This is a genomic window from Acinetobacter sp. KB005, from assembly GCF_049949095.1.
Lineage (GTDB): Bacteria > Pseudomonadota > Gammaproteobacteria > Pseudomonadales > Moraxellaceae > Acinetobacter > Acinetobacter calcoaceticus.
Map to the genome: position 1 here is coordinate 1,061,983 of NZ_CP188191.1, position 19,375 is coordinate 1,081,357.

Genomic DNA, 19,375 nt, shown 5'->3' on the forward strand with positions numbered 1-19,375 from the left:
TTCGCATTCAATTCACATTTAAAGAATAAAAAACCAATGAGAAAAGCCCCACAGCAACAGCGTTCAAAAATTATTGTTGACCATATTTTAGAGGCGACACAGCACTGTATTGCCCAATATGGATTGCTCCATACCACGACTCCTAAAATTGCAGAGAGATCTGGAGTAAGTGTGGGTTCAATTTACCAATACTTTGAAAATAAAGATCAAATCATAGAAGAACTGTTGCGCCGTAAAAGCGAACTATTGGGGCAACAACTCAAAGAATTAGTTATGCAGCAAGGAAATATTCCTTTGGATATCCTTATACCCTTAGCAATAGAACTAGGATTTGCTGCATTAAAAGCCGATCATGGATTTTTTATAGAGGTATTAAAGCATTGGCACGACTATAGTCATTCGCAAGCTGCTCAGATTTTAGAAAAACATTTTTTTGAAGTTGGACTATATACATTTAGTAGAAATCCCCATCAATGGGACTTCGAACAGGTGAAGCATAAATCCTTTGTAATCATCAATAGTACGCTTTTTACAATGATGAGATATGTTAGTCAGAATAATTTTCTTATCTCAGAACAACAACTTAAACAAGAATTATCGAGCATGATACTGGCTTATTTAAGTCAAAAATAAATAATTAAAATAATTATTCATATAAAACAATTGGTTAATATGGTTGTTGTTTTAAAAATGAACGCTCAAGTCATAAGTTTTTAATTTTCGCTTGCCAAGGGAATTTAATCGTCTATAATGCACATCCATCGGCGGTGATGCAGATAGAAACTTGTTGAAAAACAGTTACTTGGAATTGAGTTGATTGCTTTGAGCAGTAGATTTGATAAGAAGTTGGTTTTGAGAATAAGTTTTAAAAATATCGAAATTACCTGTTGACTTTTAAGAGATTAAGAGTAATATAGCCGACCTAGCTTGCTGGTGACGAACCAGTAAGAAGATCATTAAGAGATTATGAAGAACAACTTGTGTGGATTTTTACTGATTGATTGATCGAAATATTATCATTGATTGATTGGTTTAAATTACTCGAAGTTTATTTGAGCGAAATTTAAGTCAGAAAATTGATGAGCCAGAATTGGCACCTTGTCTTTAATAAGGTGCAAAATGATTTTTAACTGAAGAGTTTGATCATGGCTCAGATTGAACGCTGGCGGCAGGCTTAACACATGCAAGTCGAGCGGAGTGATGGTGCTTGCACTATCACTTAGCGGCGGACGGGTGAGTAATGCTTAGGAATCTGCCTATTAGTGGGGGACAACATTTCGAAAGGAATGCTAATACCGCATACGTCCTACGGGAGAAAGCAGGGGATCTTCGGACCTTGCGCTAATAGATGAGCCTAAGTCGGATTAGCTAGTTGGTGGGGTAAAGGCCTACCAAGGCGACGATCTGTAGCGGGTCTGAGAGGATGATCCGCCACACTGGGACTGAGACACGGCCCAGACTCCTACGGGAGGCAGCAGTGGGGAATATTGGACAATGGGCGCAAGCCTGATCCAGCCATGCCGCGTGTGTGAAGAAGGCCTTATGGTTGTAAAGCACTTTAAGCGAGGAGGAGGCTACTGAAGTTAATACCTTCAGATAGTGGACGTTACTCGCAGAATAAGCACCGGCTAACTCTGTGCCAGCAGCCGCGGTAATACAGAGGGTGCAAGCGTTAATCGGATTTACTGGGCGTAAAGCGCGCGTAGGCGGCTAATTAAGTCAAATGTGAAATCCCCGAGCTTAACTTGGGAATTGCATTCGATACTGGTTAGCTAGAGTGTGGGAGAGGATGGTAGAATTCCAGGTGTAGCGGTGAAATGCGTAGAGATCTGGAGGAATACCGATGGCGAAGGCAGCCATCTGGCCTAACACTGACGCTGAGGTGCGAAAGCATGGGGAGCAAACAGGATTAGATACCCTGGTAGTCCATGCCGTAAACGATGTCTACTAGCCGTTGGGGCCTTTGAGGCTTTAGTGGCGCAGCTAACGCGATAAGTAGACCGCCTGGGGAGTACGGTCGCAAGACTAAAACTCAAATGAATTGACGGGGGCCCGCACAAGCGGTGGAGCATGTGGTTTAATTCGATGCAACGCGAAGAACCTTACCTGGCCTTGACATAGTAAGAACTTTCCAGAGATGGATTGGTGCCTTCGGGAACTTACATACAGGTGCTGCATGGCTGTCGTCAGCTCGTGTCGTGAGATGTTGGGTTAAGTCCCGCAACGAGCGCAACCCTTTTCCTTATTTGCCAGCGAGTAATGTCGGGAACTTTAAGGATACTGCCAGTGACAAACTGGAGGAAGGCGGGGACGACGTCAAGTCATCATGGCCCTTACGGCCAGGGCTACACACGTGCTACAATGGTCGGTACAAAGGGTTGCTACCTAGCGATAGGATGCTAATCTCAAAAAGCCGATCGTAGTCCGGATTGGAGTCTGCAACTCGACTCCATGAAGTCGGAATCGCTAGTAATCGCGGATCAGAATGCCGCGGTGAATACGTTCCCGGGCCTTGTACACACCGCCCGTCACACCATGGGAGTTTGTTGCACCAGAAGTAGGTAGTCTAACCGCAAGGAGGACGCTTACCACGGTGTGGCCGATGACTGGGGTGAAGTCGTAACAAGGTAGCCGTAGGGGAACCTGCGGCTGGATCACCTCCTTAACGAAAGATTGACGATTGGTAAGAATCCACAACAAGTTGTTCTTCATAGATGTATCTGAGGGTCTGTAGCTCAGTTGGTTAGAGCACACGCTTGATAAGCGTGGGGTCACAAGTTCAAGTCTTGTCAGACCCACCATGACTTTGACTGGTTGAAGTTATAGAAAAGAAGATACATAACTGATGATGTAAGCTGGGGACTTAGCTTAGTTGGTAGAGCGCCTGCTTTGCACGCAGGAGGTCAGGAGTTCGACTCTCCTAGTCTCCACCAGAACTTAAGAGAAGTTCGGATTACAGAAATTAGTAAATAAAGATTTAGATCTTGGTTTATTAACTTCTGTGATTTAAGTATCACGGTATTAAGCATGACCTGACGAAGGCATGTTTATTCATTAACAGATTGGCAAAATTGAGTCTGAAATAAATTGTTCACTCAATAATGAAAAGAGAGGAAGTAATTCTGATCTTGGAATTAATTGAGAACTAGCAAATTAACTGAATCAAGCGTTTTGGTATATGAATTAGATTGAAGCTGTACAGTGTTTAAATACACAGTACTTCAAACTGTAAGAGATTGATGAGAAATCATTGATCATGTCTTATTACTCCTTGTAGGTAATAACGACTGTTTGGGGTTGTATAGTCAAGTAATTAAGTGCATGTGGTGGATGCCTTGGCAGTCAGAGGCGATGAAAGACGTAATAGCCTGCGATAAGCTCCGGGGAGGCGGCAAATATCCTTTGATCCGGAGATTTCTGAATGGGGGAACCCACCTACTTTAAGGTAGGTATTGCAACATGAATACATAGTGTTGCAAGGCGAACGAGGGGAAGTGAAACATCTCAGTACCCTTAGGAAAAGAAATCAATTGAGATTCCCTTAGTAGCGGCGAGCGAACGGGGATCAGCCCATTAAGTTATGTGTGTTTTAGTGGAACGCTCTGGGAAGTGCGAACGTAGAGGGTGATATTCCCGTACACGAAAGGGCACACATAATGATGACGAGTAGGGCGAGGCACGTGAAACCTTGTCTGAATATGGGGGGACCATCCTCCAAGGCTAAATACTCCTGACTGACCGATAGTGAACCAGTACCGTGAGGGAAAGGCGAAAAGAACCCCTGTGAGGGGAGTGAAATAGATCCTGAAACCGCATGCATACAAGCAGTGGGAGCCGACTTGTTCGGTGACTGCGTACCTTTTGTATAATGGGTCAGCGACTTATATTCAGTAGCGAGGTTAACCGTATAGGGGAGCCGTAGAGAAATCGAGTCTTAATAGGGCGTTTAGTTGCTGGGTATAGACCCGAAACCAGGCGATCTATCCATGAGCAGGTTGAAGGTTGGGTAACACTAACTGGAGGACCGAACCCACTGTCGTTGAAAAGCCAGGGGATGACTTGTGGATAGGGGTGAAAGGCTAATCAAGCCTGGTGATAGCTGGTTCTCCCCGAAAGCTATTTAGGTAGCGCCTCGGACGAATACCATAGGGGGTAGAGCACTGTTTCGGCTAGGGGGTCATCCCGACTTACCAAACCGATGCAAACTCCGAATACCTATGAGTACTATCCGGGAGACAGACTGCGGGTGCTAACGTCCGTAGTCAAGAGGAAAACAATCCAGACCGCCAGCTAAGGCCCCAAAATCATAGTTAAGTGGGAAACGATGTGGGAAGGCATAGACAGCTAGGAGGTTGGCTTAGAAGCAGCCACCCTTTAAAGAAAGCGTAATAGCTCACTAGTCGAGTCGGCCTGCGCGGAAGATGTAACGGGGCTAAAACTATGTGCCGAAGCTGCGGATTTGACTTTTAAGTCAAGTGGTAGGGGAGCGTTCTGTAAGCCGATGAAGGTGTATTGAGAAGTATGCTGGAGGTATCAGAAGTGCGAATGCTGACGTGAGTAACGACAAAACGGGTGAAAAACCCGTTCGCCGAAAGACCAAGGGTTCCAGTCCAACGTTAATCGGGGCTGGGTGAGTCGACCCCTAAGGCGAGGCCGAAAGGCGTAGTCGATGGGAAATTGGTTAATATTCCAATACTTCTGTGTAATGCGATGAGAGGACGGAGAAGGTTAAGTCAGCCTGGCGTTGGTTGTCCAGGTGAAAGGAAGTAGGCATGCATCTTAGGCAAATCCGGGGTGCTCTATGCTGAGATCTGATAGCAAGCTGTACTTGTACAGCGAAGTGGCTGATACCATGCTTCCAGGAAAAGTCTCTAAGCTTCAGTTACACAGGAATCGTACCCTAAACCGACACAGGTGGTCAGGTCGAGTAGACCAAGGCGCTTGAGAGAACTCTGCTGAAGGAACTAGGCAAAATGGTACCGTAACTTCGGGAGAAGGTACGCTGTTGTTGGTGATGGAACTTGCTTCCTGAGCTGATGACAGCCACAGAAACCAGGCCGCTGCAACTGTTTATTAAAAACATAGCACTCTGCAAACACGAAAGTGGACGTATAGGGTGTGATGCCTGCCCGGTGCTGGAAGGTTAATTGATGGGGTTAGCGTAAGCGAAGCTCTTGATCGAAGCCCCAGTAAACGGCGGCCGTAACTATAACGGTCCTAAGGTAGCGAAATTCCTTGTCGGGTAAGTTCCGACCTGCACGAATGGCATAATGATGGCGGCGCTGTCTCCAGCAGAGGCTCAGTGAAATCGAAATCGCTGTGAAGATGCAGTGTACCCGCGGCTAGACGGAAAGACCCCGTGAACCTTTACTGCAGCTTGACATTGAACTTTGACCTTACTTGTGTAGGATAGGTGGGAGGCTTTGAAGTTGGAACGCTAGTTCCAATGGAGCCGTCCTTGAAATACCACCCTGGTAATGTTGAGGTTCTAACTCTGCCCCGTAATCCGGGGCGAGGACCATGTCTGGTGGGTAGTTTGACTGGGGCGGTCTCCTCCTAAAGAGTAACGGAGGAGTACGAAGGTGCGCTCAGCGTGGTCGGAAATCACGCGTAGAGTATAAAGGCAAAAGCGCGCTTAACTGCGAGACCCACAAGTCGAGCAGGTACGAAAGTAGGTCTTAGTGATCCGGTGGTTCTGTATGGAAGGGCCATCGCTCAACGGATAAAAGGTACTCTGGGGATAACAGGCTGATACCGCCCAAGAGTTCATATCGACGGCGGTGTTTGGCACCTCGATGTCGGCTCATCTCATCCTGGGGCTGAAGCAGGTCCCAAGGGTATGGCTGTTCGCCATTTAAAGAGGTACGCGAGCTGGGTTTAGAACGTCGTGAGACAGTTCGGTCCCTATCTACCGTGGGCGCTGGAAATTTGAGAGGATCTGCTCCTAGTACGAGAGGACCAGAGTGGACGAACCTCTGGTGTACCGGTTGTGACGCCAGTCGCATCGCCGGGTAGCTATGTTCGGAAGGGATAACCGCTGAAAGCATCTAAGCGGGAAGCCTACCTCAAGATAAGATTTCCCTAGGACTTTATGTCCTCTAAAGAGCCGTTCGAGACTAGGACGTTGATAGGTTGGATGTGGAAGCATAGTGATATGTGAAGCTGACCAATACTAATTGCTCGTGAGGCTTGACTATACAACACCCAAGCAGTTGTATATAAAGCATCAATCGATTCATTAATATGCAAAGCAACTTGATTTAGTTATACGCTTAGCTAAAATGAACAAAATAAAGTAAGACTCAATCAGCCCATCTGTAAAGATTTGGAAAACGCATCGGCAGCTAATAAGACCAATGCAAGTATCCATACCAGTTGTGCTGGCGACCATAGCAAGAGTGAACCACCTGATCCCTTCCCGAACTCAGAAGTGAAACCTCTTAGCGCTGATGGTAGTGTGGGGTTTCCCATGTGAGAGTAAGTCATCGCCAGCTCATTATTCTAAACACCCTCAACTTAACAGTTGAGGGTGTTTTTTTATGTCTGGAAATAACCATTAGAATGGTTTTCATTAAAAATACTGCATATTATTTCGATCTTTGCTTATGATATGAGCAATTAAAATTGAGCTTCTGCTTATGCAGTTTAAAATTATCGCGGCCCAAGACCTAAATAAGCAACAGCGACAATAGATTGCTGAGCTATGTTTTTCTGCTTTTGATGAAGATCCTTGGAGTCAATATACCTTTATGCAAACTGCTGTTCATCTATTAGGCATATTAGATGATAATATTGTGTCACATGCTTTATGGACAGATAGAGTTTTCACCATAAATGGCAGTTTCAATGTAAAAACTGCTTATATAGAGTATGTGACTACTGACTACAAGATGCGGGGTAAGGGGTTCGCATCGCAACTATTAAGACATTTAGTTGATACATTAACTTCTTTGGAATATGGGCTTGTGGCATTACAACCAGAAGATGAAGCATTTTATAAAAAATTAGGTTGGATTTCATGGTGGGGAGATTTATACATCAAACAAGATACTTCTACTTATCTGACTGATGACTATGAAATTATGTTATATCCTTTGAGTATCCATATGAAAGATCTACTATCACACCGTTCAGAAGACGATAGTATTTCCGTAGAATGGCGAGAGGGTGAAGTTTGGTAGTTTTAGCTATAATTCACATTAATTAACTGATTTAAAATAATTTTTTAAAAATAAATCTATGATAATAACTATTTGGGATTGTTTGCTGAGGAGATGCTATGGAGTTTATAAGTACCTATGGTAAGGAAATAGTTTCTTTATTAGTACCATTTATTACTTGGTTCCTTAATGTGGGGATAAAGCCTAGAGCAAAATTAATTTGGACGAATCCTCATGCATTTATTTTCCTTGTACAAGAACCTTTGAGAGATGTTGAGGGTAATATTTTAAGACCAATGCAAAGAGTCGAGACAGCCTCAATCAAAGTCATAAATATTGGAAGAGATACTGCAAATAAAATCGAATTAATTTTTAACTGGCAGCCCCAGCATATAAATTCCTGACCTGTTCGCTCTTATGAACAAAAGATAGATCAAGATGGTCGCTGTACTTTAATATTTGATAACCTATCACCTAGGGAGGAGATAGGAATTGAAATTATGAGCATAAATGTTGACCTTCCTGCTTTACTTCTAGTTCGAAGTGCTGAATGTACTGCTAAAAATGTTGCCTTGAGTTGGTTCCAATTTGTATCGCCATGGAGAATTAATCTAGCTCGTGGACTAATTTTAATTGGTTTTAGCACAACAATTTATTGGGTTATTTCTTTAATTCAGTTTCTTGTTTTGAAGACACCACATTAAAGAATATATTCAATAACTAATTAGAATCACTCATGATTGGATAAAGCAAATTTGTTTCAGAATAATTGAATTTTGTAGTAACTCTAATTTATATACCTATAATGATTCAGCATCATTCCAAATCTAATAAGGATATAACATGTCTACCGACCAGCAATTTCCAACACCCAATAATTTAGGGATCGCAGTTTATTCAAATAATGCAGAAGCAATTGGTAATACACCTTTAGTTCGTATCAATCGTTTGATTAAAACTGGTGCAACTGTATTAGCAAAAGTAGAAAGTCGGAATCCTGCATTTTCTGTGAAATGTCGTATTGGAGCGGCACTTATTGCAGATGCAGAAAAGCGTAGTGTGTTAAAAGAAGGCATGCATATTATTGAACCAACTAGTGGTAACACGGGGATTGCATTGGCTTTTGTTGCAGCGGCTAAGGGTTACCCAATTACTTTAACTATGCCTGCAAGCATGAGTCTTGAGCGTAGAAAAGTATTAAAAGCACTCGGTGCCAATTTAGTTTTAACTGAACCAGCGAAAGGGATGAAAGGTGCAGTTGATGAAGCTGTGAGATTAGCAGCTGAACAACCAGATGTTTATTTTCTACCTCAACAATTTGAAAATCCAGCAAATCCACAAATCCATGTGGATACAACTGGTCCTGAAATTTGGCAAGCAACAGGCGGGCAAGTCGATATTTTGGTTGCTGGTGTAGGTACTGGTGGCACAATTACTGGTATTTCTCGTTATTTCGAACAAGTTCAAAATAAACCTTTGTACTCTGTAGCCGTTGAACCTGCTGAGTCTCCAATTATTACTCAAACTAGAAATGGTGAGAATATTACACCTGCACCACATAAAATTCAGGGAATTGGTGCGAACTTTATTCCAAAGAATCTTGATTTAGATCTTGTTGATGAAGTCCTACCAATAACTAGTGAAGAAGCAATTCAGTGGGCAAGAAATTGTGCAACGCAGGAAGGCATTTTAGTGGGTATTTCAAGTGGAGCAGCTTTGGCTGCGGCTGCTAAAATTGCAGAACGTCCTGAAAATGCTGGCAAAACGATTGTTGTTATTCTTCCAGACAGTGGAGAGCGTTATTTATCTTCTGTTCTATTTGAAGGTTTATTTGACGAATAAAATTACTTGTATAAAAAGCCCATCAACAGATGGGCTTTTTATTTGACCTTAATTTATAAGGCGCTTTTTAGAGCTTTTTGATGACGTTTAACAGATCGGGCATATTTCTTAGCTTTGTGACGTGTCCAGAAACTTCGCTCATATCCTGTAGGTCCAACGTTGTAATAAGCAGTGGCTTTAAACCAGCTATCTGCTGATTGATAGTAATGATTTAAAATATATGCACCACATTGAATATTTGTAGATTCATCATACAAATTACCAGCACAAGTTTGTTGCCAATAGCTAGGAATAATTTGAGTTAAACCTACTGCACCCGTAGGTGAGAGGGCGCTACTATTGTAACTAGACTCTTGTCTTATGACCGCGGCAAGTAAAAGAGGAGGTACATTATATTGATCAGCACTTTGAATAATAATTGGAGATAACCGATTAGCTGTGCTTTGTGGAACAGAATAAGCTTTTTGTAGACCAGACGAGAGCTTATTTGATCGCCATGAAAATGAACCACTATTCGGGCCTAAGCTCGTACATCCCGTCATTATTGTCATTAAAACAATTGTAAAAAATTTGAGGCTCAAAATGTGTATTTGAGTTGGTTTAAAATAATTGTTAGATAAAGATGAGGTAAGCAAAATATAAAACCGATAATCAAGTTTCAAATGAAATCATGGTATTCAGCTGTAACTAATGGATCAATATAAGTTCTGTTGCTCAGCACAAGCAAATAGTGATAATTTTGTATAATTAAAATGAAAAAACCCCGACATCCTGTCGAGGTTCCTTCGTATTCAGCTTATGTAGCTAACTCCTGTCAACTACCGCTTCCTGCGTTCTTATTCTTCTTCAATGAGACATCCTGTCTCTCTATGTTTCATATATTATAAAAAAATACTAAAGCTGGATATCCGCAATTCACCGCAAGTTTTGTACGTTTTAACTTACAGATATACTTTTTCAACTTTCTTAAATACGATGTCGACTAGTTTCTGTGCTACAGGAGTACAGATCAACATACTTGGGAAAGTAAATATCCACGCAATACCTCATGCGGATATCCATAATGAAAAGAAATTTTGAACTGGTCCTATTGCTTTGAAAGTCGTAATTTCTGAAATTATAGATGACATCGTTGCGGATAAAATGAGCGGAAATAAAATCCTTTGTGCTGTCATAATCTTACACTCCAAGATAAGCATTCAAGGTCATTGCAAAATTATTTCCAAATAATCGAGCAGTTTTAATGTCTCCTTCATCAAACCTATCGGGACTACTGCCGTGTTCAGCCTGAGCCATTAAACCTGACCATGAACCAAGACGATTAGCAGCTTCAGAATAAGGCACACCTTGATATTGCTCGGGCAGAATTGGATTACCGATCCATAACATGCCATGTTGCATACAGAAGGTAAAAAGTGAAATTAATGTCGATTGTTTATCACCCGCGGGAAGGGATGATACGGTAAACCCAGCCGCTAGTTTTCCTTTAAAGCTCTGTTTTTTCCACAATGGACCTGTCGCATCCATGAGTTGTTTTAATTTCGAGGATACTCCGCCTAAGTAAGTCGGAGACCCCCAAATTAAGCCATCGTATTGGATAAGTCTTTCAGGATTTTCAATGAGATGTTCAGCACTCAGTAGATCTACTTTAATATTTTTTTGGCTTGATACTCCAGTTTGAATTTGCTGAGCAATAAACTGAGTATGACCTTGGCGGCTATGGTAAATAATAGCAACGGTTTTCATAAGATTTTCCTTTATTTTAAATTTGAAAGATTTTTGCAGTGAGATATAAACCACAGCCAAAAACACTATGGTTAAGCAAACTTTTTAGACAATTCAAAAATGGATGAGGGGTTTTTGAAGAAGCGAAACCACGACCCATCGCAGGTTGCATAATAAAAAAAGGAATGAGAACAGTGACTAAACCAAAAAGTAGAGCTGAGTAAAACTGAGGATGAATGAGCCAATCGGGGCCCACAATGCAAAGAAAGCTCAAGGCAAAAATCAGCCCAACACTATAGTGAGCAATCCAACCCAATAAATATTCACCCTTAATTTGAGAGCTTTTTGCAATAGATTTATGTATGAATTTGCCTTGAAATATCCAACCAATCCAGCGTCCGAGAAAGGCAAAGTTTAAGGTTGGAATTTTGAATATCTTTAATATTAACAGCCAGATATCCATAGTGATTGTTGCCCCGATGCCGAGGCATAAAGCTTGAAAGAACAATGTGGAGATATTCATTTTTACACCTTGCTTTTATATGTATGAAACGTGATAAATTTATTGTGCAAGTTGAAGTTCACTTGAAGTCAAGAGGGTATTATGGATATTGGTGAAGTCGCTAAGAGAGCAAAAGTCACAACAGCAACGCTACGTTTTTATGAAGAGAAGGGATTAATTAAGTCGATAGGGCGGCAGGGTTTACGCCGGCAATATGGTAAACAGGTGCTTGATCAATTGGCATTAATTGCTTTAGGTCGTGCTGCGGGTTTTTCTTTAAATGAAATCGCCACAATGTTTGGACAAGATGGTAAACCTGATCTTGATCGTCAAAAATTAAAAGATAAAGCTGAACAATTAGAGCAAATGGCAAAGCGATTACATTTTATTAGTCAAGGATTACAACATGCGGCAGTGTGTCCTGCTGAAAATCATATGCTATGTCCTACCTTTCAGAATTTTTTGAAAGCAGCAATTGCTGGAGAATATCAGCCAACGAAACTTTAGTGAAATCTTGAGCCAATAGTTTTTTAACATTGATCTAACAGATATATTTGTCATATTTTCGCCATAAAGATTTCATCTTTTTGAAGTAAAAACTTCATATAAGCTTGATTAAATTTGCTTAATTTTTTACCGACTGTATAAAACCATGAGCAAAAAAACTTTAGTCGCATTATTATGCTGTGCCAGTTTAGGATTGACGGCATGTAACGATGATAACGATCAAGAACAAACTTCACCCACTGAAAACGTTACCGAACCGACCTTAATTTCTTTTGCCAAGTTACCTGTAGAAACCTACGCTGCTGGTCCAGACTCTGGTGCATATGTGAAAGGTGCAAATGGAATTTATCCTCCATTTAAAGGCCAGCCTGTACAGGGCTTTTCTGCTGCATTAAAAAATGAAGATGGCAGTTATATGGCAATGGCCGATAACGGCTTTGGAACTCAAGCTAATTCATCAGACTTTTTACTTCGTATTTATAAAATAAAGCCTGATTTCAAAACTAAAGCTAAAGGTACGGGTCAAGTTACTGTGCAAAGCTTTATCCAACTGCGTGATCCAAACAAGTTAATTCCATTTAATATTGTTAATGGTGATACAGCTGAGCGTTTATTAACGGGTGCCGATTTTGACCCAGAGTCAATGCAACGTACTAGTGATGGGACTTATTGGATTGGGGATGAGTTTGGTCCTTATTTACTTCATTTCTCAGCAGATGGTGTGTTGTTGGATGCTCCAATTGCTCTGCCAAATCCACTAAATCCGACGCAAGAACTTCGCTCTCCTCAAAATCAGTTTAATAAAGCGCAAATTAATTTTGTAGAGCCTTTAGTTCAGCAAAGTGGTGGTTTTGAAGGAATGGCAATCTCTCCAGATGGCCAATATCTCTATCCTCTTGTAGAGAAACCGCTTAAATCAATTCGAGAAACGGAAAGACAATTATTGATTTCCCAATTTGATCTGAAGAAGAAAGCTTATACAGGAAAATATTATTGGTTCCAGTTAGACAGTAAGGCAACCAATATTGGTGACTTCCAACTCTTTAATGATAAAGAAGGTATTATTATTGAGCGTGATGCGACTCAGAATAATTTAGGCGGATATAAAAAATTAATTCGTATTAAATTAAATGAGTCAGGCCAACCAGTAAGTCGCGAAGATTTAGTCGATTTAATTAAAATTGCCAATCCTAATTTACTTTATGGCACAGCAAGAGCAGGGGATATTGGGACAGAACAAGTTTTCGCTTTCCCATTTGAAACTATTGAAGATGTCATCATTGAAAATAGCACAACGTTGACTGTTCTAAATGATAATAACTTCCCTGGATCTACAGGGCGTAACGCAAAATTGGCTGACGATAATGAGATTATTCAAATTCGTTTGCCAAAAGCTTTGTTCTAAGCCCTATAAATAAATGAGTTAAAAATGCGGCGGCTTTTATTCCGCCGCATTTATTAGAAGAATAAAATATTGGATAAACTTTAATCAAATTATTTTTTATATCCTTGTTTTCGTTTGTTTTATAAACAGGGAAAATGAATGGAATTCATGTTAAAATGATCGGCTTTCATCTTTAGATGTCTCTCCTCCATCTGCTAGCCGAGATTCGCAAGCCATGTCTACTGCCTACACCATGCAAACTGCGCCAAAAGCGTTGTTTGATTACGACAAATATTGGGCGTCGTGTTTTGAACCAGCGCCATTTTTGCCGATGTCACGAGAAGAAATGGATCAACTAGGCTGGGATGCGTGTGACTTCATTTTAGTTTGCGGTGATGCTTATATTGACCATCCGTCATTTGTTTCAGGTGTGATTGGACGTGTGCTTGAGGCACAAGGTTTTCGTGTCGGAATTATTGCACAGCCAGACTGGACCAATGCGGAAAGCTTCCGCGTTTTAGGTAAGCCCACCATTGCTTGGGGTGTGACGGCAGGTAATATGGATTCGATGATCAACCGTTATACGGCAGATCGTAAAATCCGTTCAGATGATGCTTACTCTCCAAACAATGAGCCAAACAAACGTCCTGACCGTGCAGCAACGGTATATTGCCAGCGTTGTCGTGAAGCATTCCCTGATGTACCTGTGTTATTAGGTGGAATTGAAGGCAGTTTACGTCGTATTGCACACTACGATTATTGGTCGGATAAAGTTCGTCGTTCGATTTTGATGGATTCAAAAGCCGATTTGCTTATGTATGGTAATGGTGAGCGTGCCATTATTGATGTGATGCACCGTTTGGCTAAAGGTGAAAAAATCCACGAGATTACAGATGTTCGTGGTACAGCATTTATTATTAATAAACATAACAAAGCTTCAAAAGCAAAGTTTGTTGAAGTTGCGAGTAATGATGTAGATACGATTGGGCGTGTTGATCCAATTATTAACCCATATGTCATGACTGAAGATATTGATGGCTGTGAGGTTGAAAAAGAAAAGGGTAACTCTTTAGCTCAGTATCAAGATTTCCAGAAAGAGATTGTTGCAAACCCGATTGTGCGTGAAGGCGACAAACTAGATGACGACACTCAAATCGTTCAATTAAAGCCGGCACCGTCAAAAGCAATTAAACATAAGTTACCTCCACGCGAGTTAGCGGTCATTCGTTTACCTTCTTTTGAAGAAGTGTCAAATGATCACGTGCTTTACGCGCATGCAAACCGTATTTTGCATCTTGAAACTAATCCGGGTAATGCCCGTGCTTTGGTTCAACGCCATGGTGAACGTGATGTCTGGATCAATCCTCCACCAATTCCTCTAACCACTGAGGAAATGGACTATGTGTTTGATCTTCCATATGCACGTTTGCCTCATCCAACTTATGGCGATGCTCGTTTCCCTGCATTTGATATGATCAAATTCTCGGTCAACATTATGCGTGGCTGTTTTGGTGGCTGTACTTTCTGTTCGATTACAGAACATGAAGGACGTATTATTCAAAACCGTTCGGAAGACTCGATTCTCCGAGAAATTGAAAAAATTCGTGATACGGCACCAAACTTCACAGGCATTATTTCTGACTTAGGTGGCCCAACAGCAAACATGTACCGTTTGCATTGTAAAGACCCTGAAATTGAAAAGAACTGCCGTAAACCTTCTTGTGTATATCCGGGCGTTTGTCAAAACTTGCATACCGACCATGCACCTTTAGTGCAGCTTTATCGTAAAGCACGTGCGATTAAAGGTGTGAAGAAAATTCTGATTGGTTCAGGTTTACGTTATGACCTTGCCGTACTGAATCCGGAATATGTAAAAGAACTGGTACAACATCATGTTGGCGGTTATTTAAAAATTGCTCCAGAGCATACCGAAAATGGTCCATTATCGAAGATGATGAAACCGGGTATTGGTACGTATGATCGTTTCAAGCAAATGTTTGACCGCTTTAGTAAAGAAGCAGGAAAAGAGCAATACTTAATTCCTTACTTTATTGCTGCACATCCAGGTACTTCAGATTATGACATGATGCATCTTGCAATCTGGCTTAAGAAGAATGGTTTCCGTGCTGATCAGGTACAGACGTTCTATCCATCGCCAATGGCAACTGCAACCACCATGTACTATTCGGGTAAAAACCCGCTTGCTAAAGTAGCTCGCTATACCGAAAAGGTTGATATTGTAAAGGGTGAGAAACGTCGTCGTTTGCATAAAGCATTCTTACGTTACCATGATCCAAACAACTGGCCATTACTTCGTGAGGCCTTAAAAGAAATGGGTCGTGCCGATTTAATTGGTAATTCGAAGCAGCATTTGATTCCGACCTATCAGCCGCAAGGTACTGCTGAAGGTGAATATAAATCTGCACGTAAGAAGAACTCGTCTGTGGCGGGAGATTCAGCAAAACGCGGTCAGGGGCAATCTCGCTCAGCAGCGGGGCAAAAACGTCCACAAAAAGGACAGGTTCTAACCCAGCATACAGGTTTGCCTCCTCGTGAAACAGGTGAGAAAAGACCGTTTGGTGGTAAAAGTAAACCAAAATCAAAAGCTCGTGGATAATGATAAAAAAGGCTCTTAAACAGAGCCTTTTTTGTTTTTAATGTGTTTATTTAAATCGCATAGTGAGATTTTTGCAGATTTAAAGTACAAAAAACGTAACGAAAAATGATAAATACCATAAATCTGACGAGCTGCACTTGATTGTTGTTGACTCTATGATTATAAATAATGTGAGGGTGGCCAAATTTAAGCCAAGCTTGATAACTACAAGTGAAATTACTAAGTGAACCTTTTAAAGAACGGCTGTGTCGTTATCAATTAAAACAAAGTGTGATCTAGCAAAATCATTATAAAAAACTTAAAGGATTAAGCCCATGTATTATCTAATTACGATCTTATTATTATTTTTGGCTGTTGTGATGGCAGTGAAAAGTCTTTCACGAAGGCATCAACATGACAGTGCCTTGAAGCGCCGTGCAGTATTAACGAGTCATGAGCAAATAACATTAACCAGATTACAAACAGTTTTGCCTAAATTTACAGTATTGGCACATGTATCCTTTGATGCACTATTAACTACAAAATATGCGCATACACGTCGAAAATATCAAAATATGGCAGCTGATTTTGTTGTACTTGATCAAAATTATCAGGTTGTTGTAGTTGTTGTTCTTGGCGAAAATGGTTTACGCCGAGCGCATCAACAATATGAACGTCGTCTGTTGCAACTCGCTGGTTATCGTGTGCTGCATTACAGTGAGGTACCTGACTATCATGATCTAAGAAGAGACTTATTGAGTCCAGAAACAGAGATGGCAACTTTACATGCAACGCCACAGCTAGAAAGAATGTCAAATGCTTTTGTTAAGTCTTAAAAAGTAGGTAACGTCGGATTGAGATAAGCGTTCGGTGCAATAAAGATTAAAAATAATTGTGCCTCATCTTGAATAACAAGTATGGACAAGCTTAGCAATTTGATAAGCCCTAATAAGATACTGACATTAATTATTTAAGCAGTAAAAAATTGAGCAATATAACTAGAGATATTGCTCAATTTAATCTCGATTTATATTTATAAAAATTATGGAAGTACTGCAACAACCGTCATTTCTACAAGCACGTCTGGCGCATAAAGTTTGGACTCTACACAAGTACGCGCTGGCGGGTTCCCTTCACTAATCCATGCATCCCAAACAGCATTCATCGCTGCATAATCTTTTTCGATATCTTTTAGAAAAATCATGACAGAAAGAATGTGGGTTTTATCGGTTCCAGCTTCTGCCAATAAGCGATCAATATTATCTAAAGTTTGCTGAGTCTGTGATGTAACATCTACGCTTGTATCATCTGCGAGTTGCCCAGCTAAGTGTACTAAATTACCTGAAATCGCAACTTCGCAGTAGCGTGAAGTAACGTGCAGGCGTTGAATCGTCATGATGATGAACCAATAAAAAAAGATGCTTAGAATTGTACTTGATTGAATTAAGCAGTGGAATTTTTTTAGTTGATATTGGTGGCTATAATTAATTAATGACAAGATTTATTATAAATTGCTAATATCTGCATTGAATAAAATAATATATTGGACATGATCATGCGAAAAAAAATAGAGATTATTATATTGGGAGGATTATTGGGAATGACAACAATAACGCATGCTATAAATCCTGATCAAGAATATATATTGTTCTTTGAAAAATATAAACAGTTGTCAAATGAGAGTGATCCAAAAGGAATGGAACTCTATGCAGACAATGCCAAACTTCATCAAAAACAAATCACACCGGATGGTATTGAACAAAGCATGAGTATGTCTGGGAAAAAACTAAAAGAACTATTTTTAGAAAATCAAGAAATGCTTCAAAAGCTGGGATATACATCTAACTATAGTGATGTGAAAGTGACGAGAAGTCAAAGCTCTGCAAAGATTTCAGCGACGAGATATAGCACTAAGAACTGTTTTACAGATCGTGATTACTATATGGTGGTTTCTCGTGGGGTGGATAAACAGTTATATATTACAGAGGAATATTCTACAAGTGTCCCTCAGAATTTGTGTAAAGAAAGTATTAAGGATGATTTGCCGCTACAGTTAACTTTTGGGGCCAAGATGATCAATAAAAACTTGCCTATGCAAGTAGATCGAGAAACAAATTTAGAACATGTTGAGGCCCAAGGGAAAGAATTAACGTTGAATTATCGTCTGATTCATATAACGTCTGCGGATATGCCTGCTGAATGGGTACAAGCAATGGAAGTTAATGGTGTTCCTGAAATTGTTAAAGGTGTTTGCGATAATATAAAAATGAAAGAATTATTAAATAAAGGAGCGCAACTTAATTTAAAGTATTTATATAAAGATAATGTGCCATTAACTAAAATTAAAATGACCAAACAGGACTGTAATATATAAATGTTTTTATTAAAGAAGAAATTATAATAAAAGGGCACATTTGTGCCCTGTAATATTCGGATTTGGTCGTCACGCCAATCACAGGACGGTATGCCAAAAGTAAAGGTTGCTTTAAGCATGTTGCAAATACATGGGTAATGAATATGCGCTGATTAGGTTACTCTAAACTTGGAGCAAAAGGGAATAGATTTTGTTCAAAATCCACTCTTTTTGAGTGAAAAGTAGTCAATCACCAAAGGTTAAGTTGAAAGTCATCTGATTGAGTTTGTAATTGATAAACCCCTATACCAATTAAGCGGAACTGGAAATGTTCGGGAATCTGCATTTCATTTAATAATAAAAATAAAACTTGGATGAGGTCGTGTAGTGACTGGATGGGTCTTTTAAAGCTTTTACTATGCTGTAAAGTCTGAAAATTCTTGAGTTTAAGTTTGACATTAACACCACGTGCATTGAGTTGTTTTTTCTCTAAGCTTTGCCAGACTTTTTCGGCTAAGCCCTGCCAATAGGGCTGACATTGAGCTAAAGTAAAATCACTATCAAATGTCGTCTCTTTCGAAATTTGTTGGCGAGCTCTTTCAGCTTGAACAGGTCTATGGTCAATTCCTTGCGCATATAGATAGAGCTGTTGACCATATTTACCAAAGTGGTGAATTAAAATAGCCTCTTCAATTTTTTGTAAGTCACCCAGCGTATGTAACTGAAGCTGTTGTAATTTTTCCTGAGTGACTTTACCCACACCAGGAATTTTTTTAAGTGGAAGATCTTGAATGAAATTAGCAACCTGCGAAGGTTTTATTACGCATAAGCCATTTGGTTTATTCCAGTCAGAAGCAATTTTTGCTAAAAACTTATTGGGTGCTACACCTGCCGATGCTGTCAATCCAGTTAATCTAAAAATATCTTCTCGAATATGCATGGCAACTTCAGTTGCACTCGCAATCTGTTTTAAATTCTCAGTGACATCCAAATAAGCTTCATCTAAAGATAATGGCTCAATAAGTAGTGTATATTGCTGAAAGATCGAGTGAATTTGAGCTGAAACTGTGCGATATTTTTCAAAATTTGGCTCAATAATAACGACTTGAGGGCATAGTTTTCTTGCCTGACTCATCGACATGGCTGAACGCAAACCAAATTCGCGGGCAGGGTAAGATGCAGCAGCAATCACAGCTCGCGGATGATGAGACGAAATAACAACGGGTAAATGCCTTAATTCAGGTTGTTCCCGTAGCTCGACTGATGCATAAAAGGCATCCATATCGATATGAATGATTTTGCGCAT

At 40.4% G+C, this 19,375-nt stretch carries 14 protein-coding genes, 2 tRNA genes, 3 rRNA genes and 2 pseudogenes; 15 read left to right on the forward strand and 6 right to left on the reverse strand.

Going from position 1 to position 19,375, the window contains the following annotated elements; genetic code table 11:
- The first annotated feature begins 36 nt into the window (after positions 1 to 36).
- From ACPF64_RS05215 to cysK, 10 genes and pseudogenes are all read left to right on the forward strand, one after another.
- Positions 37 to 607 (forward strand): annotated as a pseudogene (locus ACPF64_RS05215) (TetR/AcrR family transcriptional regulator).
- 520 nt (positions 608 to 1,127) lie between these two features.
- Positions 1,128 to 2,665, forward strand: a 16S ribosomal RNA gene (locus tag ACPF64_RS05220).
- Between the two features lie 59 nt (positions 2,666 to 2,724).
- Positions 2,725 to 2,801 (forward strand) — tRNA-Ile (locus tag ACPF64_RS05225).
- Between the two features lie 56 nt (positions 2,802 to 2,857).
- Positions 2,858 to 2,933, forward strand: a tRNA-Ala gene (locus ACPF64_RS05230).
- 370 nt (positions 2,934 to 3,303) lie between these two features.
- Positions 3,304 to 6,197 (forward strand): 23S ribosomal RNA (locus tag ACPF64_RS05235).
- Between the two features lie 182 nt (positions 6,198 to 6,379).
- Positions 6,380 to 6,494 (forward strand): 5S ribosomal RNA (gene rrf, locus ACPF64_RS05240).
- Together the 16S, 23S and 5S rRNA genes with 2 tRNA genes alongside form the textbook arrangement of a ribosomal RNA operon.
- A gap of 198 nt (positions 6,495 to 6,692) precedes the next feature.
- Positions 6,693 to 7,181 carry a GNAT family N-acetyltransferase gene (locus ACPF64_RS05245; RefSeq protein ID WP_426456106.1) on the forward strand — a complete coding sequence of 163 codons (489 nt, stop codon included), beginning with the start codon at positions 6,693 to 6,695 and terminating at the stop codon, positions 7,179 to 7,181.
- Positions 7,182 to 7,279: 98 nt separating this feature from the next.
- A complete protein-coding gene (locus ACPF64_RS05250; protein ID WP_416660337.1) occupies positions 7,280 to 7,564 on the forward strand; it encodes a hypothetical protein in 285 nt (94 codons plus the stop codon).
- Between the two features lie 96 nt (positions 7,565 to 7,660).
- A complete protein-coding gene (locus ACPF64_RS05255; protein WP_416660339.1) occupies positions 7,661 to 7,864 on the forward strand; it encodes a hypothetical protein in 204 nt (67 codons plus the stop codon).
- A gap of 139 nt (positions 7,865 to 8,003) precedes the next feature.
- Positions 8,004 to 9,002 (forward strand): cysteine synthase A, encoded by a 999-nt coding sequence (gene cysK / locus ACPF64_RS05260; protein WP_426455755.1) that lies wholly within the window; start codon positions 8,004 to 8,006, stop codon positions 9,000 to 9,002.
- A gap of 53 nt (positions 9,003 to 9,055) precedes the next feature.
- Here cysK and ACPF64_RS05265 read toward each other — a convergent pair whose 3' ends face one another.
- The 4 genes and pseudogenes from ACPF64_RS05265 to ACPF64_RS05280 form a co-directional block, all read right to left on the reverse strand.
- Complete coding sequence (locus tag ACPF64_RS05265; protein ID WP_092709716.1) at positions 9,056 to 9,664, reverse strand: lytic transglycosylase domain-containing protein; 609 nt, start codon at positions 9,662 to 9,664, stop codon at positions 9,056 to 9,058.
- A gap of 279 nt (positions 9,665 to 9,943) precedes the next feature.
- Positions 9,944 to 10,177: pseudogene (locus ACPF64_RS05270) on the reverse strand (DUF2798 domain-containing protein).
- Positions 10,178 to 10,181: 4 nt separating this feature from the next.
- Entirely contained in the window at positions 10,182 to 10,748 is a 567-nt protein-coding gene (locus ACPF64_RS05275; RefSeq protein ID WP_426455756.1) for a flavodoxin family protein, read from the reverse strand.
- 16 nt (positions 10,749 to 10,764) lie between these two features.
- Positions 10,765 to 11,250 (reverse strand): DUF2938 domain-containing protein, encoded by a 486-nt coding sequence (locus ACPF64_RS05280; RefSeq protein ID WP_426455757.1) that lies wholly within the window; start codon positions 11,248 to 11,250, stop codon positions 10,765 to 10,767.
- Between the two features lie 81 nt (positions 11,251 to 11,331).
- Between ACPF64_RS05280 and ACPF64_RS05285 the strand changes: the two genes are divergently transcribed.
- The 4 genes from ACPF64_RS05285 to ACPF64_RS05300 all read left to right on the forward strand — a co-directional run bounded on the left by ACPF64_RS05285 (position 11,332) and on the right by ACPF64_RS05300 (position 16,552).
- On the forward strand, positions 11,332 to 11,736 hold the full coding sequence (locus ACPF64_RS05285) for a helix-turn-helix domain-containing protein (protein ID WP_426455758.1): 405 nt from the start codon (positions 11,332 to 11,334) through the stop codon (positions 11,734 to 11,736).
- Positions 11,737 to 11,881: 145 nt separating this feature from the next.
- Positions 11,882 to 13,141, forward strand: a complete 1,260-nt coding sequence (locus ACPF64_RS05290) for an esterase-like activity of phytase family protein (protein WP_426455759.1) — start codon at positions 11,882 to 11,884, stop codon at positions 13,139 to 13,141.
- A 214-nt stretch (positions 13,142 to 13,355) separates the two neighbouring features.
- Positions 13,356 to 15,737 (forward strand): YgiQ family radical SAM protein, encoded by a 2,382-nt coding sequence (locus ACPF64_RS05295; protein WP_017387782.1) that lies wholly within the window; start codon positions 13,356 to 13,358, stop codon positions 15,735 to 15,737.
- A 314-nt stretch (positions 15,738 to 16,051) separates the two neighbouring features.
- Positions 16,052 to 16,552: a DUF2726 domain-containing protein gene (locus ACPF64_RS05300; RefSeq protein ID WP_003654375.1), complete on the forward strand. Its 501-nt coding sequence runs from the start codon at positions 16,052 to 16,054 to the stop codon at positions 16,550 to 16,552.
- 206 nt (positions 16,553 to 16,758) lie between these two features.
- Here ACPF64_RS05300 and ACPF64_RS05305 read toward each other — a convergent pair whose 3' ends face one another.
- Positions 16,759 to 17,112 (reverse strand): RidA family protein, encoded by a 354-nt coding sequence (locus tag ACPF64_RS05305; RefSeq protein ID WP_198497129.1) that lies wholly within the window; start codon positions 17,110 to 17,112, stop codon positions 16,759 to 16,761.
- Between the two features lie 159 nt (positions 17,113 to 17,271).
- Between ACPF64_RS05305 and ACPF64_RS05310 the strand changes: the two genes are divergently transcribed.
- Positions 17,272 to 18,090 carry a hypothetical protein gene (locus ACPF64_RS05310; RefSeq protein WP_426455760.1) on the forward strand — a complete coding sequence of 273 codons (819 nt, stop codon included), beginning with the start codon at positions 17,272 to 17,274 and terminating at the stop codon, positions 18,088 to 18,090.
- 229 nt (positions 18,091 to 18,319) lie between these two features.
- On the opposite strand, the gene dinB is transcribed toward ACPF64_RS05310, so the two are convergent.
- Positions 18,320 to 19,375 carry a DNA polymerase IV gene (dinB, locus tag ACPF64_RS05315; protein WP_005045271.1) on the reverse strand — a complete coding sequence of 352 codons (1,056 nt, stop codon included), beginning with the start codon at positions 19,373 to 19,375 and terminating at the stop codon, positions 18,320 to 18,322.